This window comes from Idiomarina sp. ST20R2A10 (assembly GCF_051842345.1).
Lineage (GTDB): Bacteria > Pseudomonadota > Gammaproteobacteria > Enterobacterales > Alteromonadaceae > Idiomarina > Idiomarina loihiensis.
This window is the reverse complement of record NZ_JBNIEY010000005.1, coordinates 17,505-37,375: the sequence shown is the minus strand read 5'-3', so window position 1 is coordinate 37,375 and position 19,871 is coordinate 17,505. Positions and strand designations below refer to the sequence as shown.

Annotated in this window: 18 protein-coding genes; all 18 read right to left on the bottom strand. The window is 47.0% G+C overall.

Annotation, left to right across the window (positions count from 1 at the left end):
• Positions 1-3 precede the first annotated feature (3 nt).
• Positions 4-1,473: a ribonuclease G gene (rng, locus tag ACP7H9_RS08835; protein WP_011233646.1), complete on the bottom strand. Its 1,470-nt coding sequence runs from the start codon at positions 1,471-1,473 to the stop codon at positions 4-6.
• A complete protein-coding gene (locus ACP7H9_RS08830) occupies positions 1,463-2,059 on the bottom strand; it encodes a Maf family protein (protein ID WP_439222585.1) in 597 nt (198 codons plus the stop codon). Before ACP7H9_RS08830 ends, rng begins: the two co-directional genes overlap by 11 nt.
• A complete protein-coding gene (gene mreD, locus ACP7H9_RS08825) occupies positions 2,059-2,544 on the bottom strand; it encodes a rod shape-determining protein MreD (RefSeq protein ID WP_011233644.1) in 486 nt (161 codons plus the stop codon). Before mreD ends, ACP7H9_RS08830 begins: the two co-directional genes overlap by 1 nt.
• Positions 2,541-3,398, bottom strand: coding sequence for a rod shape-determining protein MreC (gene mreC / locus ACP7H9_RS08820; RefSeq protein WP_439222584.1), 858 nt, complete (start codon positions 3,396-3,398; stop codon positions 2,541-2,543). Before mreC ends, mreD begins: the two co-directional genes overlap by 4 nt.
• A 3-nt stretch (positions 3,399-3,401) precedes the next feature.
• On the bottom strand, positions 3,402-4,445 hold the full coding sequence (locus ACP7H9_RS08815) for a rod shape-determining protein (RefSeq protein ID WP_011233642.1): 1,044 nt from the start codon (positions 4,443-4,445) through the stop codon (positions 3,402-3,404).
• 59 nt (positions 4,446-4,504) lie between these two features.
• The gene (locus tag ACP7H9_RS08810; RefSeq protein WP_439222583.1) at positions 4,505-6,364 is read right to left on the bottom strand and encodes an SUMF1/EgtB/PvdO family nonheme iron enzyme; all 1,860 of its coding nucleotides are present in this window, start codon (positions 6,362-6,364) and stop codon (positions 4,505-4,507) included.
• A gap of 197 nt (positions 6,365-6,561) precedes the next feature.
• Positions 6,562-11,049 (bottom strand): DUF6701 domain-containing protein, encoded by a 4,488-nt coding sequence (locus ACP7H9_RS08805; protein WP_439222582.1) that lies wholly within the window; start codon positions 11,047-11,049, stop codon positions 6,562-6,564.
• A 1-nt stretch (position 11,050) separates the two neighbouring features.
• The gene (locus tag ACP7H9_RS08800; RefSeq protein WP_439222581.1) at positions 11,051-11,497 is read right to left on the bottom strand and encodes a Type II secretory pathway component; all 447 of its coding nucleotides are present in this window, start codon (positions 11,495-11,497) and stop codon (positions 11,051-11,053) included.
• Positions 11,487-12,287 carry a prepilin-type N-terminal cleavage/methylation domain-containing protein gene (locus ACP7H9_RS08795; RefSeq protein ID WP_439222580.1) on the bottom strand — a complete coding sequence of 267 codons (801 nt, stop codon included), beginning with the start codon at positions 12,285-12,287 and terminating at the stop codon, positions 11,487-11,489. Before ACP7H9_RS08795 ends, ACP7H9_RS08800 begins: the two co-directional genes overlap by 11 nt.
• Positions 12,287-12,808, bottom strand: coding sequence for a type IV pilus modification PilV family protein (locus tag ACP7H9_RS08790; RefSeq protein ID WP_439222579.1), 522 nt, complete (start codon positions 12,806-12,808; stop codon positions 12,287-12,289). Before ACP7H9_RS08790 ends, ACP7H9_RS08795 begins: the two co-directional genes overlap by 1 nt.
• Positions 12,798-13,220 (bottom strand): prepilin-type N-terminal cleavage/methylation domain-containing protein, encoded by a 423-nt coding sequence (locus ACP7H9_RS08785; protein ID WP_439222578.1) that lies wholly within the window; start codon positions 13,218-13,220, stop codon positions 12,798-12,800. The genes ACP7H9_RS08790 and ACP7H9_RS08785 overlap by 11 nt, the downstream gene beginning before the upstream one ends.
• 51 nt (positions 13,221-13,271) lie before the next feature.
• Positions 13,272-13,793 carry a type II secretion system protein gene (locus ACP7H9_RS08780; protein WP_034818692.1) on the bottom strand — a complete coding sequence of 174 codons (522 nt, stop codon included), beginning with the start codon at positions 13,791-13,793 and terminating at the stop codon, positions 13,272-13,274.
• 30 nt (positions 13,794-13,823) lie between these two features.
• Complete coding sequence (locus ACP7H9_RS08775) at positions 13,824-14,417, bottom strand: prepilin-type N-terminal cleavage/methylation domain-containing protein (protein ID WP_227016354.1); 594 nt, start codon at positions 14,415-14,417, stop codon at positions 13,824-13,826.
• Between the two features lie 75 nt (positions 14,418-14,492).
• Entirely contained in the window at positions 14,493-14,942 is a 450-nt protein-coding gene (locus tag ACP7H9_RS08770; protein ID WP_034818696.1) for a hypothetical protein, read from the bottom strand.
• Positions 14,942-16,180: a type II secretion system F family protein gene (locus tag ACP7H9_RS08765; protein WP_034818698.1), complete on the bottom strand. Its 1,239-nt coding sequence runs from the start codon at positions 16,178-16,180 to the stop codon at positions 14,942-14,944. Before ACP7H9_RS08765 ends, ACP7H9_RS08770 begins: the two co-directional genes overlap by 1 nt.
• A complete protein-coding gene (locus ACP7H9_RS08760) occupies positions 16,180-17,895 on the bottom strand; it encodes a GspE/PulE family protein (RefSeq protein ID WP_439222577.1) in 1,716 nt (571 codons plus the stop codon). Before ACP7H9_RS08760 ends, ACP7H9_RS08765 begins: the two co-directional genes overlap by 1 nt.
• A complete protein-coding gene (locus tag ACP7H9_RS08755; RefSeq protein WP_439222576.1) occupies positions 17,892-18,965 on the bottom strand; it encodes a tetratricopeptide repeat protein in 1,074 nt (357 codons plus the stop codon). The genes ACP7H9_RS08760 and ACP7H9_RS08755 overlap by 4 nt, the downstream gene beginning before the upstream one ends.
• Positions 18,962-19,870, bottom strand: a complete 909-nt coding sequence (locus tag ACP7H9_RS08750) for an ExeA family protein (RefSeq protein WP_114982044.1) — start codon at positions 19,868-19,870, stop codon at positions 18,962-18,964. Before ACP7H9_RS08750 ends, ACP7H9_RS08755 begins: the two co-directional genes overlap by 4 nt.
• Between the last annotated feature and the right edge of the window lies 1 nt (position 19,871).

Sequence of the window (19,871 nt, the reverse complement as noted above, 5' to 3'; positions counted from 1 at the left end):
GCCTTACATCATTACTACGTCGAATTGTTCCTGATTATACAGAGGTTCGGTTTGTATTTTTATTTGACGCGAAACAAACAGCTCAAGTTCAGCCAGCGCATGAGATTCTTCGTTAAGTAAGGCTTCACTTACCTGTGCAGAGGCATAAACAACGAACTTATCGGCTTCATAAGCTTTATGAACCCGGACAATTTCACGCATAATTTCATAACAGACGGTTTCAACCGTCTTCATGCTGCCGCGCCCCAGACAAACCGGACACTCCGAGCACAAAACATGCTCCAGGCTTTCTCTGGTGCGTTTCCGGGTCATTTCCACTAACCCAAGCGAGGTAAAACCATTAATGGTTGTTTTTGCACGGTCTTTGCCTAACGCCTGTTCAAGGCTGTGCAATACCCGCCGCTTATGCTCCTCGTCCTGCATATCAATAAAATCGATAATGATAATGCCGCCAAGGTTCCGTAACCGCAATTGACGGGCTATCGACTGCGTGGCTTCGATATTGGTATTAAATATGGTTTCTTCTAAATTGCGGTGACCAACAAACGCACCTGTGTTGATATCAACCGTAGTCATCGCTTCGGTTTGGTCAATAATCAGTGAGCCACCGGATTTCAAGTCAACCCGACGGTCTAGCGCTCGCTGCATTTCATTTTCGACATCAAATAAGTCAAAAATAGGCCGGTCACCGGTGTAATACTCAAGAACTTTGGTTAGTTCGGGAATAAAGTCCTGAGTAAATACTTTGAGCGTGTCAAAGGTGACTTTAGAATCAACCCGAATGCGTTCTATTTCTTCGCCGACAAAGTCACGTAGTACACGACAGGAAAGATTCAGGTCTTCGTACAGCATGCCGACTTTGCGTTGAGATTTTTTCCGCGCCTTTATTTTCTCCCACAACCGGAAAAGAAAGTCAGCATCGCCCCGCAGCGATTGATCTGAAGCACCTTCTGCTGCCGTGCGAACAATGAATTTTCCGTCGCTTTTACTGACCTCTTCTGCCAACTGCCGCAAACGTTCGCGCTCCTCGCCTTCTTCAATGCGCTGAGAGACGCCTACATGGTCGCTCTTCGGCATAAACACCAGGTACCGCGACGGTAGGGTGATGTCAGTGGTTAAACGCGCCCCCTTGGTTCCCAGAGGGTCTTTAACCACTTGCACCATAATATGCTGTCCCTGATGCACCAATTCGGTAATGCTTTGTTGTGGCTTTTCGTCAGGCCGCGGTAAATCATCACCATCCACCTGAACGACAATGTCCGAGGCATGTAAAAACGCCGCCTTGTCGAGGCCAATATCAATAAACGCCGCCTGCATTCCCGGCAACACCCGCGATACCTTTCCCATGTATATATTGCCAACTAAGCCACGCTTTGCCTGACGCTCAATGTGGACTTCCTGCAGGATGCCATTTTCAACAAGCACTACACGAGTCTCTGTGGGGGTCACATTCATTAGGACTTCAACGCTCATCGACTTCACCTGTCATTTCAAACATCCGCAACAACTGTTCAGTTTCATATAAAGGTAAGCCAACAACAGCAAAGTAGCTACCCTCAATACGTTTTACAAATTTCCCGCCATAGCCCTGAATACCATAGCCAGCCGCTTTATCATGAGGTTCACCGGTTGCCCAGTAAGCATCTATTTCTTCCTGGCTCAGTGCGGCAAACTCCACCTGCGTTGTTACTAAAGCCGTTTCGCCGGCAACCACTCTGTGACCATTCCAGTGGCAAACACTAACTGATGTCAGAACCTGATGTGTCTGACCGGAAAGCTGCTTCATCATTTGACTGAAATGTTCATAACTCTCTGGTTTTTCCAGCACTTGCCCCTTAAAGCTTATCAGGGTATCAGAACCAATCACCAAGCAGGGAGTTTGTTGGCGTTGTGCCACAGTCTGAGCTTTTTCTTCCGCCAGGCGAGTCACATAGTCACCAGCATTCTCATTAGCCCCTCGTAGCTCCTCTATTTCCGGAACTTCGCAATCAAAGGGTCTATGCAATAGCGTTAGCAGCTCTCGCCGACGGGGAGAAGAAGAAGCGAGCAACAAGCGCATTACACCACTCCGAATTGACGACGAACTTTTCGCAGTAAGGGAAATACCCATAACCAAAAAACAGCTGAAGTGAGTACTGGCCAGAAGTAAGAGAAGGTAAATTCAGCGTCGTGCAAAAACACATTAGCTTCAAACACAACAAAGCGCTTAATAAAAATCAGCACGGCAATAACCAATGCTTGCTGTATTAAAGCAAAATTACGAATGCGCTGAAAATGACGTGCCGCAAAATAAGTGACAACGACCATACCTAAAGCATGAACACCGACAATAGAACCCAATAATATATCGCTCAGCACGCCCAGCACCAAAGCGGTTCCCATATTTACCCGGTGCGGCAAGGCTATTATCCAGTACAGCATAACCAAAGTTGGCCAGTCAGGCCGAAAGGTATCGAACGCGGCAGGCATTGGCATAACCATAAGAGTCAGCGCAATGATGTAGGTGATCAACAACGTAATGAAGCCGGGTTTTATCACGATCATTCCTCGTCCTCATCAAAAATAGGTTGCTGCTCGCCGTCGCTTGGCCACAACAATAGAACATTACGAACGCGGTCAAGCGCACTGACGGGATCCGCTATCACTTTAGCAAAAGGGAGAGATTCATCTCTGACAATCTGTCGAATTGTTGCCACCGGATACCCCTCAGGAAATATGCCCCCTAACCCCGAAGACATTAGGAGATCCCCTTCTTTTAGCTCTGTGCTGTGAGGAATAAACATCAACTCCAGCCGTCCGATATCGCCGGTTCCCTGCGCCAGTACACGAATATCATTGCGCTCTGAGCGCAAAGATATCGCATGGCTCTGATCCGACAACAGTAATACGCGTGCGGTGTTACCGCCTACGTCCTGCACTTGCCCAATAATACCATGGCTGTCTAGTACGGGCTGGCCTTCATACACTCCGCTAAGCGTACCTTTATTTATAACCAGTTGCTGTGAAAACGGCTCAGAGGCAACAGCGATGACCTCGGCAACCATACGTCGGACTGAATCGCGGGCGTCGGAGCCAAGAAGTTCACGTAGTCGTTTATTTTCGTTCTGAAGAAAGCGAAGCTGCTGTTGCTCACCCTGTAATTCGAGAATAGCCCGCTTTAACCGCTTATTCTCATCGCTTAACTGCGACGTGGTTTTTAATGATTCGGAGACACTGTCCAGTAGCTGTTCTGGCAAAATAGCCAAATACTGAACCGGAGCCACCAGAGAATTCAGAAATAACCGAACCGGCTTCATAGCCTGAAGTCGATGGTCAATAAAGATCAGCAGAAACGAACAGGCTAGTGCGAGCACTAGCCTGGAGAGTAAGGTGGGACCGCGGGCAAACAGCGTCTTCATGAATTACTCATAACTGAATAAATCACCACCATGCATATCAATCATTTCCAGAGCTTTACCGCCGCCTCGTGCAACACAAGTTAGCGGATCATCAGCAATAATAACCGGAATGCCTGTTTCTTCCAGAAGCAAACGGTCTATGTCTTTCAGTAACGCACCACCACCAGTTAACACCATGCCGCGCTCGGAGATGTCCGATGCAAGCTCTGGCGGAGACTGCTCCAGCGCAACCATAACTGCACTGACAATACCCATTAAAGGTTCCTGCAAAGCTTCCAGAATTTCATTACTGTTAAGAGTAAATGAACGCGGAACACCTTCAGCAAGGTTACGTCCACGAACTTCAATTTCTTTCAGTTCTTCGCCGGGGAATGCAGAACCAATTTCGTGCTTAATACGTTCAGCAGTTGCATCACCAATAAGTGCACCGAAGTTACGGCGAACATAGTTAATAATGGCTTCGTCAAATTTATCACCACCAATACGAACCGATGATGAATAAACCACACCATTTAATGAAATAATGGCAACTTCCGTTGTACCACCACCAATATCAACCACCATCGAACCCGTAGCTTCAGACACTGGTAAGCCAGCACCGATAGCAGCGGCCATTGGTTCATCAATTAAGTAAACCTCACGTGCACCTGCACCCAATGCAGATTCGCGAATAGCACGACGTTCTACTTGAGTTGATCCGCATGGAACACATACCAGAACACGAGGGCTAGGCCGGAAATAGTGGCTGTCGTGCACTTGTTTGATGAAAAACTGGAGCATTTTCTCGCACACATAGAAGTCTGCAATAACACCGTCTTTCATAGGACGAATGGCACGAATGTTTCCTGGTGTACGACCCAGCATTTGTTTTGCTGCTGCACCAACGGCGGCGATAGATTTTGGCCCGCCTGAGCGTTCCTGACGAATGGCAACAACGGACGGCTCGTTCAGAACGATACCCTCATCTTTGACGTAGATAAGCGTATTCGCTGTTCCCAGGTCAATAGAAAGGTCGTTTGAAAAAAGGCCGCGAATTTTTTTAAACATGAAGCGGTATATCCCTACTTATAAGCTAACAGAGTGACAGCAAAGAGCTCAGCAAGTACTTACTGAGCTCTTACAACACGGAATCCAATGTAGTTGGAGTTAAAATCTGACGGAAGTTCCATTCTAGTCGAAACTCGAGCCAAACTTGGCGTAAAGTTCCAGGCTCCGCCCTTAACTACAACACCCTCATCGGTTTCAGCCCACTCCCAGACATTACCGACAGTATCGTATAATCCCCAGGGGTTACGATGAAAACTAGCTACCGGAGCTGGACGTGTATTTGACCAATCTGTTCCACAGTTACGACAGTTTGCTTTGCCATAACCAACATCATTTCCCCACCAGAAATCGGTTTCCGACCCGGCGCGTGCAGCGTATTCCCATTCCGCTTCAGTGGGAATGCTGTATTTAAAACCACTTTTTTGAGTTAACCATTCAGCATAAGCCTGTGCGTCGTTATAACTGACGCAAACCACCGGAGAGCTTTCAGACTGTTTGAATCCAGGATTTTTCCAGCTCAGCTTTTCATTAAACTGAGGGCGACCATTACTTAGGCTTGCGCAAGTACCGTTTTTCTCTGCCTCTGTGACATAAGCGGTATCTTCTACAAAGTTGCCAAACTGCTCAACCGTAATTTCAGTATCAGAAATACCCAATGCGGTTGGAATTTCACGCGTCTCTGCCGGACGTTCGTTTGGTAAACCATTGCCGACCAGGTCACCCATTTTAAATTTACCCGCAGGAACGACAACCAGTTCAGGACCACGAACATCGCGATACAGAATATCCTGAATTTTTTCGCCGCGAGTAAAAGAGTAATCCGACTTCTCTAATTCAGCCCGGATAGCGGTAGCGTCTTTTAGTAATATTTTCTCCGCGTAGGCAGAGTAACCATACTTAAGAATTTCAATCTGATGTTCACCACCCGGGAGCATAACCTCCAGCGGGGTAGAACCGTAGCTAACACCATCGATAACAACTTCATCGTCATACACGTTAGAGCGTATGGTTAACGGGTGCATGACGGAGCTATCAACCGTTTCCTCATCACCCGCTTGCAGCTCCCCCGGCCGTTGCTCCGACGCACAATAGCGCATGTCAACGTTCAATAACGTACAAGCCTGGCTTTGAGGTAACTGTCCACGCAGTTCAACCGCCAGTTTGACACCGTAGTTACCGGCACCGCTAAAGCCATTACTGACCGTTTTAGAACCTAGAATTTGTACATTCGGACTGGCTTTTTCAATGTTTTCGCGAGCCAGAGAAGCCTCACTTAAACCATCCAGAATGGTATCAAGATACTGTTTCGATGCTTTTTGCTTAGCCATGAGTTTGCCGCGATTTTCACACTGTCCCAGTGTTTCCTGGCGGTCACAGCTAATTGACTGACTCACTTCAAGTTCGCCAGTACGGTTAAATTCATTTTCTAAGCGACCAACACGCGCTAAATTGCGTTGCTCTTTTAGCGTCTCAATTTCATTAATAAGGCTATGTTTGCTCACACGCGCTTCTTCTACTTCGCGCGCTTTCTCACTAACCAGACTCACTTGCTGCTTAATGTCTGCTTTATTCTGCTGGTGAGCCATAACAGCTTGCTTGTACGCTTCTTGAGCGCCAGCAATATCAATTGTTGGGTCTTCCACCAAACGTTGGTAGCGGTCATTCATTTCCGCCAGTGCTGATTCGCGTTTCGTTTCCAGTTCGCTATTGCGCTCACGCAAGTTTTGTAACTTTTCCCGCAGATCCCGCTCTTCTTGCTGAAGCGTGTTTACGGTGCCAGAAAAGTTTTCAAAATCGCTCTCTAGAGTCGAAATTTGGTTAGCAATTTCTTCGACAGTCATCTCCTGCTGAGCAAGAGCCGTCGAGGCGAATGTCAATGTAGAGGCCATTACCAGGGCCAGTCGAGCCAATCGCATCATGTTTCCATTCCAAGCTTGAAAAAATAACAAAGCGGCGTAAAAGCCAAAGCTGTAGTCGCACTATCGTTATTGTAATAATTATGAACGTTCGTCAACGTCCGCATTTTTCGTTTAAACTCTGCTTTATGCTATTTGCTTGTTAACAAAAGAGCAAGAGGCATTGTCATCGAATTGTCGATTAATCGTTATAATTCGTTCTACCAACCCACTTCCTGCCAGTAAATTTGTCTGTCACTGCCACGATAAATACCGAATGTACCCTCGGCTGTGGGGTTATCTTGGTAGTTACTGTCGCCGTCCCAATCGTATTGCAAAAACTCAGGTACATTTAGTTCGAAAGTAAAACTGTATGGGTCGTCCACCAACTCAGGCTCCCAGCGCAGTAATTCGTCAATGTCTTTTGACGACGGACTCAACTTCCCGTTTTCTAAGGTTACTGGTAAAGCCAAGTCAGCTGGAATTGGTTCGGGTCCCGTTGATAGATCGTCAACATACCTAAGAGCATCGCTATCAAAAGTCTCACAGTTATCCTTTCGGTTAATCACGAATCTAGCCCCATCCCAATACTCCACAGCCCCTTCTACAGGCATGACGTCATTCATTGCCGCGAAGGTATCCTGCAAGTTTATGCGACCGTAATAGAGTGACGAAGAATCTAGCTCTGTTGCTTCAAATGATGTAGATACGGGCAAACCGCCATTCTCAATCACAGAGTAGAAATTATCATTTTCCTGATCATCCAGTTGCCAACCTAATACATAGTTCTCAAAGGGGCCATCTCGCTCACCCGAATTTAACCGGGAAACGGTGACAGACGCACTCCCAGTATACTGGCCAGTACCCTCACTCCATTCCCAGCTACCTTCGTGGTCGACGCTATGACCTCGCAGTTCCGTCTCATTGCTGTCATAGGCGAAAAACATCGGAATCGCTTTAGCGAGTGAACCAGTGTAGTTCTTTGTGAGCTCTCCTGAGGCATTCACTGCCCGGGCAGACAACGCGACAGGTTGAGGCTGCCCCATGTAATAGAAGTCAGTGCAGTTGCCGACAAACTCAGCCGTGAGCGGCTCAAATTCATAAGGAATAAAACGACCTATTTCAGTCAACTCATTACTAACTTCAAGCTCAAATTCCGACGAATGATATCCCGGTAGATAGTTCTTACTCTCAATATAAGCAGTTACTCGAGTTAAACCTACCTCGGAGTAACTCAGTCCCTCATTCCTAAAAGTACCATTTCCTGCGTTAATGAAGCCTTCGGCATTGCTTAGGACGCCTGGCCGAACAGCGGGGCTTAACTCTTGACTTTCTGATTTAAGTTGCAAACTTTCAGGGACTGTTTCATTACCGAAGTTTGGCGTTATATCGTCTTGGCTATTACGAGCTGTTAGCTCTGCAGTAAATGCCTCTCCAGCTTTAGCCAGAATACCACTTTGGTAGCTGCCGGGGGAACTCTGAAACGGCTCGACTCGAATCGAAGTAGGAGCCCAAACAAAAGCTTCCGAGGTTCCTTGTATTTCGCCGTCAGGCAGTTCCGCTCTCGCCGTTAACGTAATGGCTCCGGCATCTGCGTAGTTCACTCGTAAGTCAGCTTTTCCGTTATTAAAATCAATATCTACATCACTGAATGTATTTTCCACGACGTCGCGATCATTGACTGTTGTCCCCATTAAACATTCATCAGGATCGACACAGTTCATACTCATAGAGACTGAACTCAGCGGTTCAAGAATAGCCTCACAAGCAAAGGTCTGAGTATTAGTTTCTACTGCCCAGAGCTTAAGGTTGTTGTATGGTTCCGCTGAAATCTGCCGAGGTATATCCTTATTATCTAAGTTGTCCCTATTAGTAAAAATAAAGCCAGTATCGCGGAACTCAATATTGCAATTTTCAGACAAACTACCGTCAACGACGCACCTCGCTGAGTTCTCTGGTTGAGGTGAAGTCCCCCCATTATCGACGGCTAAGGTATAAGTGCCTGCATTGAGTTGCTTGAGAGTTGAACGGCCCAAAGGTGATACGGCTACAGGGTTACTTGACCACTCACCAGCCAACGAACTCAGTTCAACAGTTGCTTCGGCAGGGTACGTTTCTGAACAATCAGAATTAGCGCATGCTTTTATGTCAACATTCGCACCACTGCAGGTTAAAGCAGGAGTATTATATGAGAGTTGATAATGATCAACCGAAGGTACGGGCGGTTCACTACTATTTGTAGCTCGACAAAAGTGTCCCCCGTCAATGGGCTCTATTGGTTTCTGATAGGTTATATCAGGGCCAAATGCACTCCACCAGTCCCACCAATCATTGCCCTGAACTCTTCCACCGACACTGATACTGCCGGTAATTTCCGTTTGAGAGAAAATGCTTGATTCATAGGACAAATCACCGGAGACATAAATATAACCGTTAATTTTAACATCCCGTTCTAAATGTAGGTCACCCGTTACAATAAGTATCAGTTCGTTCGCATCTCCATTTATATTAATTCGCCGCCCCGGCTTTATGGTTAAGTCGCCGTCAATATAAACACGTGAGGTTTGGCCGTTAGTTGAATAATTTTCACCAACATCCTCAAAATCTCCCGTTCGCAAATAATCCATAGGCTGGAGATTCGCAGGTAATTGGTTTTCCCATTGACTACCAGGTAAGCTAAAAGGAATAGGGACTGAGTTATTTGAGCTGGCAGGCTCCGCCCAAACGGCTTCACACAAAGGTCTCTCGTTACCACACGGCCGGGTTCTTTCTTTTAACGTAGTCACCTCATTTGAAGTTAGAGGTCGATTTCCAATAAAAACTTCGTCAATTTCACCGTTGAAACTAAAGTCGGAGGTTCCTTGACCACCAATATACAGCTTATCCGATACCGGATTTAAAGTATGAGTTCGATTAAACGAAGTCTCATCCACCAATTGACCATCGATATAAAGCCTTAAACGCCGGGCGTCTTTATCGTAGGAAGCTGCCAAATGGTGCCAGGTGTTATCAAATAAATTATCTTGGCCTCGCTGTGAGTTGCCTGCTTCTACTTTAAAAAGGTTGCCATTATCGTTGCGTATCTCGAAATAAATTCCACCTCCATCGGAGCGATCTTGTCGGTAAACTTCAAATCGCCCAAATGCACTTTCTGTAGGCCCGTCACCCATCATAAGTAAAGTCTGGTATCTTTCCCATCGATCCTGCTGTCGTGCTTCTCCCTTAAACCAAAAAGCTACAGAAACTGATTCAGCACTAGCAATTGAAGCCGCATTATTCACGCGCACCGCATTATTACCGTCAAACATCCCGTAGCGGCAAGTACCTGGGCTTCCGGCTATTGCGGGGGCAATGCCTTGAGTATCAGCACCTCTTAACGCTACACCGTTTAAGTCATTACCTGAGGAATCCAAAACTTCCTCTGAACTTCCCTGCCATTGAGGCTCGTCAAACGTCCAGTAACCTAATTCTCCTAACGACGGGTTGGGAGGCTCGCCATCACAAGGCCCTCGATTATTGTTCCGGTTACATGTTTGACCGACAACAGTACCTTCTCCCAGATCACCGTCTTCATCACCATTCTTTGCATTAACATACCCCTCGACTGTCGAACGAATCTCTAGTTCAACATCACCACGCGAGTTAATGTTTCCCTTAATACGCCCTTGTGTTCCTAGCGAAACATCGTCATCGGCATCAACTGAGCCCCCTACTTCCGCCAGAAAGGCTAAATCTATTTCACCGCCGGATTTAATATCTCCCCTAACGCTGGCCTGTTGATTTAGCGAAAGATCGCTACCAGCATCTACAAAACCATCAACACGTGCCCTATCGTCTAAATCGACTTTTCCAGAGCTATTTATATTATTTTCAAATACAGTTCCTTTTCCCGCCCTGAAATCAGCTGAACCATTTATTTCACCTATTACTTTAGTTCCATTCCCGATATCAATATCGCCTTTGGAAGAAAATGTGGTTATTCCGCCTTGAACATTGGAACCATCACCAACTTCCAATTCATCCACAGCGATAATATTTCCGGCGACTACAGCACGGTCTCCCAGTTCAATTGAATCGTCTGACCGAATGTTTCCAACGAATTCAACACCATCGCCGCTCTCTATTTCACCTCCGGATATTACATCGCCAAAAATTTTGGCCTGACTCTCTATTGATACATTCCCTCCAGCTCGTACTGTTCCACTAACGGTAGCCTGGCTGTCAATTTCAACATCAGAAGAAGCGCCTATATCACCATTTATTTGCGATTGACTTCCAAGCTCTACTTTATCTGCAGATATATCTCCAAGCTCTTTCGTTCTGTCGCCTATAGAAACTTCATTAGCTTTCTGAATCGTTGCAGCCACAGATGCGTCATCACCAACAGAGAAGTCGCCGTCGATACTAAATTGAAGGTCCTGCGCGTTGCCGCCTCTGTTAACTCTTACTCGGTCACCGAAAGAAACATCCCCTTTTACACTTATAGTAATTGGTAACGATGGGTTTCCTCTAAACTCAATGATGTCGTCGTCATTAAGTTCCAAACCCGAGTTACATTGAAATGTGCTAGTATTTCTTTCGTAATTACAATCAGGCAGTCCCCCTTTCCCGGAATTACCCGGTGGAGGTATCTCATAGGTTTCTGCTTCGACCATGAACGTGAAGAATAAAAATGCTAAAACCCAAACTGGTGAATAGCGAATATGCATTTTAATTCTCCACTCGCGTTTCTATTTGCAGTTGTCGTGAAGTTTCCTGTGAACCTGCTTTACAAACCCCTATCGACGTCACGGTGAGATGAATAAAGGTTTCGTCGGCGTTGTTAGTATAGCTTTCGCTATCACAGCTAATACTCGCTGTGCATTGCTGAAGGCTTCTGTCCTCTGGGAACTCATAATTCTGGCCATCAACACTACAATCAGTGACGGGTTCTTCGTTTAGAGGGTAAACCGTCATCATAGCCTGCTCTAAACCCGATTGCGCCGCCAAATGACTCCGTGTTCCTAACACCTCAACCACCACACTCTCAGATGAAGTTCTCAGCAAACTAGCCAAAGCAACGACCAACCCGCCGAGCACAACAATAACAAACACTGCTATGACAAGCGTGTTTCCCCGCTGCTTGTTAACTGATTTAAATGAATTGTTATGGTGCATTGGGTATCTGCACCTCGCGATAATAGAAAATTTGTTCTTCAGCATTTTCACCAAACTGAAGTTGGATGGTGATAATATTATTACTTTGCTGGTTATTAGCGGTTACGTCAAAGTCCGCTGTAGCCATATCAATTCCCATGGCTAGGATATTTCTCTCCGTAAAACCGGCTGACGGTATCGGTTGATTTTTTTGCCAACTATAGCCACTGACACGATAAAGATTCCCTAAACTTAGGCAAAAGCTAACTGGCTGAGCGCCGACATAAGCCCTCTTGAAGGGGCTCTCTTTAGCAAACTGACTACCATTTTCTAGCGGCAATATACTTTCTACGCTGTCAGAAGAGTAATCTCCGTCAATATTCACATAACGCTGAGAATTATCAGAATAGATGAAGTTTGACCGAGTTGCGTATATAAACACGCGCTCGGTTCCCTCTAACGTCCAGGAAATATTATCAGCATACCGGCTACCGGCAAAGGTAACCAACGTCATTTCATCTGAGGAGTCAGGCCGGATAGGCGCATCGTAATAGGTACCGGCAACTACAATAGGAACGAACTCAATGCATTGATCGTTCTCTCGAACACTGTTAGGGACAGCCCCTCGAATTTCACGCGTCACTCGCTCAATAGCAAATCGACTTTTTTCAATAGTTTGCAAGCGCTCTGCCCCTGTAGAAAACATTTGCGCACCAATACCTACAAACTGGAAACTAAAACCAGCAATAATTGCCAGCAGTACAATTACGATTATAAGTTCGACTAATGTAAAGCCTCGCTGCGCATTCATTACCAGTTTCCTTTTATGGCGCTGAATTCGATACTTTCGCCTTGAGGCGTTGTCACTGCGACCGTTACACGCTTCAGTTGATTAGCCGTTTTTTCACTAACACAGATCCTTGCTTTAAAACCGTTATAGCGGTTAGATGAAGAGCCACTGAGTTCAGCGCCTGTCAACATCAAACCATTGTAGTCATCAACATCATCAAATTGTTTTCGCTGAGCTTCTTCAGCGTTGGGTGTACTACCATCAGTTGGGCATGGTTCAAGAACAGTGCAGTCTTTCGCGTCATCTTCAGAACACCGTAGATACCGATTACCAGCATTAGAGTTTTCATCGAAGCGCCGGGCCATTATTTCGTTCATTAAGCTTTGCCCAGCTTCTGCTGTTCTTACCTGCTGCCAGGGTTCTACGCTTTGTCGAAAAAGCAGACCCAGACCAGACGTCACCACAAGTGTGGCAATAGCAATAACCACAATTCCGGCAATCAGTTCAATAAGCGTAAAGCCCTTAGAGAAGTTATTGCGCATTAATAAAGCCCTCTTTATTAATGCTAATAACCCGGTCTACACCTGAACTTTCTTTAAGGGTAATAACGCAACCACCTTCACAGTCTTGAGTCGGTCGGCCTAAGCCATCGAAACCTATTGTAAAATCCGCAGGTGAAAACTCTATGCCGCTATTACTTATTTGCAGGTTGTTCTCGTTATTATAAGGAGGCATACCCAGTGTTGTTTGGGTTACCTGCAACTCAATCGGTTTATCGGTATTTTGCATCGCTTGTTGCTGAATGCTGCGCAAAATACTCATTGCCTGTTGTCGTAAAACCTGGCTTTGCGTACCGGAGCTATCAAAAAAAACGGGAGCTGCGGATACAGCGAGGATACCGATGATCACCAGTATGATGATAAGTTCAATGAGTGTGAAGCCTCTGGACTTCATATGCGGCCTTGGTTTGAAAGCCCGCAGAGAGAACTACGGGCTTCGTCAGTTTTAACAACCTGAATCTGTAACCGTTACAGAGGCTGATGAAATTACAGGAGGCTCTTCTCCATCTGAAGATGCAGCTGTATAAGTTAAATAGCACTCTGAAGCCTCAACATCACCCTCACTATATGTATCTCCACCTATTGATGAAGATTGAGCGACTACGACTGTATCTGTACCAACTTCATAAACCCAATCGTTTGTTAAAGCTGAATCAGCAAAATCACCATCAACAGCATTAATAATTCCGGATTCTGAAGCCGCAGGGTATCCGTAGACTAAGCCCACAGTGCTACCTTTAACTGAAATAGTCTCACCTGAGGCGGCCGATTCTTTTCCTTCGACCGCAGCCTTAGAATAAGTCAGCTGCATAGCGCCCTTAATAGAACCTTCCATACCTTTCAGAGAACTGGTACGAGCATCACTAGAAAAATTAATAAACTGAGGCGCAGCCGTTACTGCTAAAATCCCCAAAACTACAATAACGATGATCAGTTCGATCAGGGTAAAACCTTTTTGATTGCGCATAATTAAAACTCTCAATTGTTGTAAAAAAACTTACTGGTTGTTGCTGTGAATACTCACGCCGCCGTTGCGTGGATTATAAACGAAAGCATTGCCCACTGTCAGATAATCATCACCCGACGGAGCTTCTGTTTCATTTTTTATGGTGTTCGCTAAATAGTAAACACACATATCGTTACCTGCTGCGCTATCTTGTGTCACGTAAGTAAAATAGCGTGTTTCGTTCAGGTTATTAAAATTGGTTGTGACCGTTGGTGCGCCCTGCAAAATAGATTGCATAACACTGACGCAGTCTGTTGCCGCTAAGTTTTCGTCGTGCGCATTTGCATTGTCACCACTCACCGGATACCCCGTGCTACCGTCTACGTAAAGCTGAATTTGGTCCATAGACACCTCAGCCCCGGCTCCCGTGCCACTGGCCCCTTTCGGACGACCGCTCAGTTCCCATTCGCCGCGAACAATGCCAACCGCACTGGCAAAACCACCGGCAACACCTTCTAGGGCGGCGTCTTCAGCATCCGATGATACATCGGTGAAGCGAGGAATGGCAGCGGCTGCCAACAGGCCGAGAATGACTACGACAATAATCAGCTCGATGATGGTAAAACCCTGCTGTTTTTTACTCATTTTAGCTCTCATACTAAAACTCCAATAGAATCCATTTTATTACATTCCTTTAACACTTAACACCGGGTTCCCGGGTTATTTCCGAACAACCTGACCCCGGTCACTTTTATAGGAAAACCAAGGTTTTTGGTTAATTCTGTAATGACAATTCCCGTTCTCTAATTCCGTATCTAAAGCGCTGCCGGGCACGTTACTGCCCAGATGCTGCCATAACTGCAAACATCCCGGCTCAACCGACGGCCACCCTTGTTCATTCATTACTACCGTGGTTTGCTGCGCTTTATTCTCGTACAACAAAGCAATTTCTTTTGGCTTACCACGTCGCATCCACTCGGTTCTGGCCAGCCAAAGCGAGTCTATAAAACGCGAAACCGCAATATCTAACTCGGTCTGACGCCATTTTTGCGGCTCTTCAACCAGAACCATTCTGGCCGCCACTGCAGCCAATACCAACAACAGCAAAACCACCAGAATATTCTGCAGCCGCTGAATACCCTTGCGCTCATCCGTTGCGGTTCTGGTCATTATCGTCCCTGATACGCACTCATCATATCCCACATTGGGGTAAATATGCCCAGCGCGAGAATCAATACCATAACGGCTACAACGGCTATCATTAATGGCTCAATACGCGCTGTTAAGGTTTTGAGATCGTAGTCGGTTTCACGTTCGTAATATTCAGCGACCTCTAACAGCAAAACATCAACCCGGCCGGTTTCTTCACCAACCGATATCATTTGCAAAATTAATGGCGTAAACAGGCCTGACTGTCGGGCAACCCGCGACAGGTTTTCGCCTCGTTCAATGCCGCGGCGCATCTCAATAATGCGCTTTTCCATCCAGGCGTTATCCACCGCTTCAGCAACTAAAGATAAAGCCTGTGTCAGCGGAACGCCGGCACCTATCATGACCGAAAAACTGCGGGCAAAACGACCTAACATGGAACGCATTAAAATGGAGCCAATAATGGGTACTTTTAACTTCAGGCTGTCCCATTTCAGTCTTCCGTTGTCTGTCGCTATGTAATACCTGAGGCCGAAAAAAACACCGACCATTGCAATCAACAACACATGCCAATAGCCGACAAAAAATTCAGACGAGCCCAACAGGGCGCGGGTTGCCCATGGCAGTTCGACATTAAACCGACTGAACATAGAAGCGAACGTTGGGATCACAAAAATGTTCAATACAAACATGGCAATGACGAGCGCGATAAGAACAAAACTTGGGTAGCGGGTGGCTGCTTTTATTCGCTTTCTGGTGTCTTGCTCTTTTTCTAAATAAACCGACAGCTGCTGAAAGGACTCTTCCAGCTGCCCGGTATTTTCACCCACATGCACAATAGCAATAACCAGCCGTGGAAAAACGCCCCGGTGATGTGACATGGCTGACGACAGGTTGCGCCCCCGCTCCAATTGCTCATGCACATCCTGCAAGGTTTTACGTAAGCGCTTGTTCTGGGTGGTATCTGCCAGCCCTTCAATAGCCCGCAACATAGGGATACCGGCTTGGGTCAGTGAATACATTTGACGACAAAATATAATCAGCTCGTCCAGCGACACTTTTTGCTGAAACGCAGACTTTAAACTTTCCCCAAAGCCACTATTCAAGAAGGAAAAGCTCTGACTTTTTACAGAATTAATCGATAACGGTACCAAGCCGCGACGCATCAGTACATCGGCAGCATTGCGCTCATCACTCGCATCCAGTGAACCTTGCTGCAGTTGCCCTGCTTTGTCCCGTGCACGATACCGAAACTGCATCAGATACTGTCCTCAACACTTTCAGCCAGAAACAAGACTTCGTCGACGCTGGTAATACCTTCACGGGCATAATCCAGTGCAACCGTGGCCATAGACTGATAACCCGGATGCGCTTTCGCAGCTATTGCAAACTCTCGCGTATTACCATCACGCAAGGCATCCATCATTGGCGTATTCATTTCCAGCAGTTCAAACACACCTATGCGCCCACGGTAGCCGGTATGGTTACATGTCTGGCAACCAACTCCGCGTTTAAAAGAATAGCCCGAGCTACCCTCACGTAAATGCTCCAGCCACTGACTTTCGGCTTCATCCGGCTGATAACTCTCTGCACATTTATCGCACACCCGACGCACCAAACGTTGTGCCAAAATGCCGCGTAGCGCAGCAGCGACCAAATAGGAAGGCGCGCCCATATCAATTAAGCGCATAGCACTGGTAATGGCGTCATTGGTATGCAGAGTAGATAAAACCAGGTGACCGGTAATAGAGCCGCGCAAACCAATTTCAACGGTTTCGTGGTCGCGCATCTCACCAACCATAATAATGTCCGGATCCTGACGTAAGGTGGTGCGCAGAACCCGTGAGAAATCCAGCCCAATTTTACTGTTCACCTGCACTTGCGAAATACGCGGCAAACGGTACTCAACCGGGTCTTCAACCGTAATCACCTTTTTACCTTCGGTATTCAGCTCGCTAAGCGCGCCATACAAGGTTGTGGTTTTACCTGAGCCGGTAGGCCCGGTTACCAGCAACATGCCATGCGGACGTTTTATTAAAGCCCGTATACGCTTAATAATAGAGGCTGGCATACCGGTTTGCTCCAGCGACAACAGCCCGGCAGACTGATCCAACAGACGCAATACGCAGGACTCGCCGTACTGCACCGGCATGGTTGATACCCGCACGTCGATACTGTGTTTGCGAATTTTAATATTAAACCGGCCGTCCTGCGGCAGACGTCGTTCAGAAATATCCAGCCCGGCCATAAGCTTCAGACGCAAAACTAACGCATTGGCAATGTTGGTTTCTTCCAGCACATTTTCCTGCAACACTCCGTCCACACGTTGTCGAATCCGTAATTTGCGGTCGTCCGGCTCTATGTGAATATCCGAGGCTCGAACTTGCACGGCATCCTCAAAAATGGACTGCAGTAATTTAGCCACCGTAGCTTCATCGGTATCGTCATCGAGGCTTAGCCGCCCCAGCTCAAACTCGCTGGTGTCTTCGTATTCGTCCTGCAGTTGGCTGGCAAAGGTTTCAATTTCTTTGGTGCGCCGGTAAAGGTTATCAAAAGCCTGCATCAACTCGCTTTCAGGAACCACTGCCAACTCTACCTGGCGCGGAGCAAGTAACTGATTAATGGCGTCAATTGAGGACAGGTCGGCCGGGTCACTCATGCCAACTAACGCCTGCTCTTCACTGGCTTCTATAACCAATGCCCGATGTCGACGCGCCTGAACTTCAGGGAGTAATTTAAAAACTTCCGCCGGGATCTTGCGTTCAGAAATACTGATAAGCGGCAGCTTGAGCTGCTGCGCCAGGAATTCAAGTAACTGTTGCTCAGAAATAAAGCCGAGATCTGTTAAGGTTGCGCCCAGTTTGCGTCCACTTACACGCTGCTGCTCAAGTGCTTTTTGCAGCTGCTCTTCACTGATGATTTGCTCGTGAACAAGCAAATCGCCTAATCGCATTTTAAGACGAGGACGCTTCATTGCTCACCTGCCTCAGTTGCCTGTAAAGACGCAATTTGCTGCTCAATAAAGTCCAGAGTTGGCCGATGTTGTATCCGGTTTAAAGCCTCCTGATACGATGCTATAGCGGCCTCAGGTGCGAACTCCTGTTGAGCCACTGCCTTACCTAAATACCAGCGGCCTTGCGTAGGTTCAGCCTCAAGCAGGCGCTGATATGCGTCAGCAGCGGATTTGTAGTCACCCTGCGCCTGGGCCAACAACGCCTGTTTCTGGACATATTCCGGATAGGCACCGGCGTCTGGTGTCGCTTGCTTCAATAAACTCAGTGCCGCTGCAGGCCGCGCTTCTTTTTCAAGAATACGGGCACTTAACAGACGAAACTCAAAGTCATTTGGGTTCAGTTTAAAACCGGCTTCTAGCGTTGTTAATGCCTGCGATACCTTATTCCGGCCAAACTGCAAAGCCGCCAGCTTTTTTCTCACTTCTTTATTTTCCGGTGTAACAGCAAGCGCCTTACGCCAATGGTCTTCTGCCGACGTTAAGCGTCCCTGTTGCTGAGCTTTTTGCGCTTTCTCAATATGTTGTGCGGAAATTTCTGCTGGCGAGAGCTGCACGGCTTGCTTGCTAAATTCACCGCCTTTTTGCGTCTCGTTTTCGGTGTCTTCAGTGGCAACAACAGGCTCTTCTGGCATGGACTCTGCTTTTCCGGCCTTTTCCGGTTCCGTTTCCGGAATCACAACCGAAGCCAAGTCTTGTGATACTATCTCACTAGATTGCCGTGAATCACTTTCAGAGCGAGGGGTGCGCTCAGCTGGCACTTCTATCACTGCAGTATCAATGAATGGCTCGACCCGCTCTTGCAGTTTTGGCATTTCAGCCGGCTCGCTCTCCGTTACCGTCATTGTGTTTTCTGAACGCGACTGCCACCAAAAAACCACTAAGGCCAGAACAATCAATAGCATCAGCGCCAGCAACCATAACCCTAAACGATGACTACTGCGGCGCTCAACGGCGCTACTCGCCGCCCTTTTCGAGAAGGGCTGCTGCCCCCGACGGTCTAAATCTTTTAAAACTTTATTAATAACGCTCATAGCGAACCACCCATTTGCCAATAACTGAGCGCGGCTGCCGCCAGAAAAAATACGCACACAGACACCGTTACGGGAAGCCATACAGAACGAGTCAATTCCGCGTCTTCGGTGTCATTAACCGCGAGCTTTAAGTCCCGCGTCGACAGCTGATGACGTCCTTCACCATAAGCCAGCAACAGCATTTTATGGCACAGCATATTAATCAGACGGGGCACGCCACGGCTGCAACGGTGTAATCGCCGGACTAACTTCCAGTCAAATATCGGAGTCCCCTGATAACCGGCGACATCCATCCGGTGCGCTATATATTCGGCTGTTTCATCCGCATTCATGGCGGTTAATTTATGCGAAAAACTGATTCGCTGACGAAGTTGCCTAAAGGCTTTTTGTGACAAACGCTCATCCAGTTCCGGCTGACCCAGTAAAATAATATGCACCAATTTACGCCGTTCAGTTTCCAGGTTGGATAATAAACGCAAAGCTTCCAGACTTTCTTCCGGCAGCGCCTGTGCCTCATCAATGAGTATCACCACGGCCTGGCCGTTTTTATTAATATCCAGCAAGCGCTGTTGCAATGCCCGCGCCAGCTGCTGCTGATTGGTCATTTGTCCGGTTTCCAGGTCCAGTTCCTGAGCAATGGCCAGCCTCAGTTCAGCCGGGTCAAGGTATGAGTCTGGAATGTAAGCGGTTTTAAAAAAGTCAGGGATATCATTTAATAACCGTCGGCACAGAAGAGTTTTACCGGTTCCAACCTCTCCGGTAATTTTAATAAAGCCTTCACCGGTTTTTAACGCCGTTAAAACCACCTCGAAAGCTTCGTGGTGGCTTTTCAAGTCGTAGTAGAACTGCGTGTTCGGCGTTATAGTAAAGGGCAGTTCGCGTAAGCCGTAATGGTATAAGTACATA

What these genes read in the sequence shown, in the direction of transcription:
- ACP7H9_RS08795 (WP_439222580.1), bottom strand. Translation starts at nt 12,287, where the DNA reads ATGAATGCGCAGCGAGGCTTTACATTAGTCGAACTTATAATCGTAATT.
- ACP7H9_RS08780 (WP_034818692.1), bottom strand. Translation starts at nt 13,793, where the DNA reads ATGCGCAATCAAAAAGGTTTTACCCTGATCGAACTGATCATCGTTATT.
- ACP7H9_RS08805 (WP_439222582.1), bottom strand. Translation starts at nt 11,049, where the DNA reads ATGCATATTCGCTATTCACCAGTTTGGGTTTTAGCATTTTTATTCTTC.
- ACP7H9_RS08765 (WP_034818698.1), bottom strand. Translation starts at nt 16,180, where the DNA reads ATGCAGTTTCGGTATCGTGCACGGGACAAAGCAGGGCAACTGCAGCAA.
- ACP7H9_RS08760 (WP_439222577.1), bottom strand. Translation starts at nt 17,895, where the DNA reads ATGAAGCGTCCTCGTCTTAAAATGCGATTAGGCGATTTGCTTGTTCAC.
- ACP7H9_RS08800 (WP_439222581.1), bottom strand. Translation starts at nt 11,497, where the DNA reads ATGCACCATAACAATTCATTTAAATCAGTTAACAAGCAGCGGGGAAAC.
- ACP7H9_RS08750 (WP_114982044.1), bottom strand. Translation starts at nt 19,870, where the DNA reads ATGTACTTATACCATTACGGCTTACGCGAACTGCCCTTTACTATAACG.
- ACP7H9_RS08785 (WP_439222578.1), bottom strand. Translation starts at nt 13,220, where the DNA reads ATGAAGTCCAGAGGCTTCACACTCATTGAACTTATCATCATACTGGTG.
- mreC (WP_439222584.1), bottom strand. Translation starts at nt 3,398, where the DNA reads ATGAAGACGCTGTTTGCCCGCGGTCCCACCTTACTCTCCAGGCTAGTG.
- ACP7H9_RS08830 (WP_439222585.1), bottom strand. Translation starts at nt 2,059, where the DNA reads ATGCGCTTGTTGCTCGCTTCTTCTTCTCCCCGTCGGCGAGAGCTGCTA.
- ACP7H9_RS08755 (WP_439222576.1), bottom strand. Translation starts at nt 18,965, where the DNA reads ATGAGCGTTATTAATAAAGTTTTAAAAGATTTAGACCGTCGGGGGCAG.
- ACP7H9_RS08790 (WP_439222579.1), bottom strand. Translation starts at nt 12,808, where the DNA reads ATGCGCAATAACTTCTCTAAGGGCTTTACGCTTATTGAACTGATTGCC.
- ACP7H9_RS08775 (WP_227016354.1), bottom strand. Translation starts at nt 14,417, where the DNA reads ATGAGTAAAAAACAGCAGGGTTTTACCATCATCGAGCTGATTATTGTC.
- ACP7H9_RS08770 (WP_034818696.1), bottom strand. Translation starts at nt 14,942, where the DNA reads ATGACCAGAACCGCAACGGATGAGCGCAAGGGTATTCAGCGGCTGCAG.
- ACP7H9_RS08810 (WP_439222583.1), bottom strand. Translation starts at nt 6,364, where the DNA reads ATGATGCGATTGGCTCGACTGGCCCTGGTAATGGCCTCTACATTGACA.
- rng (WP_011233646.1), bottom strand. Translation starts at nt 1,473, where the DNA reads ATGAGCGTTGAAGTCCTAATGAATGTGACCCCCACAGAGACTCGTGTA.
- ACP7H9_RS08815 (WP_011233642.1), bottom strand. Translation starts at nt 4,445, where the DNA reads ATGTTTAAAAAAATTCGCGGCCTTTTTTCAAACGACCTTTCTATTGAC.
- mreD (WP_011233644.1), bottom strand. Translation starts at nt 2,544, where the DNA reads ATGATCGTGATAAAACCCGGCTTCATTACGTTGTTGATCACCTACATC.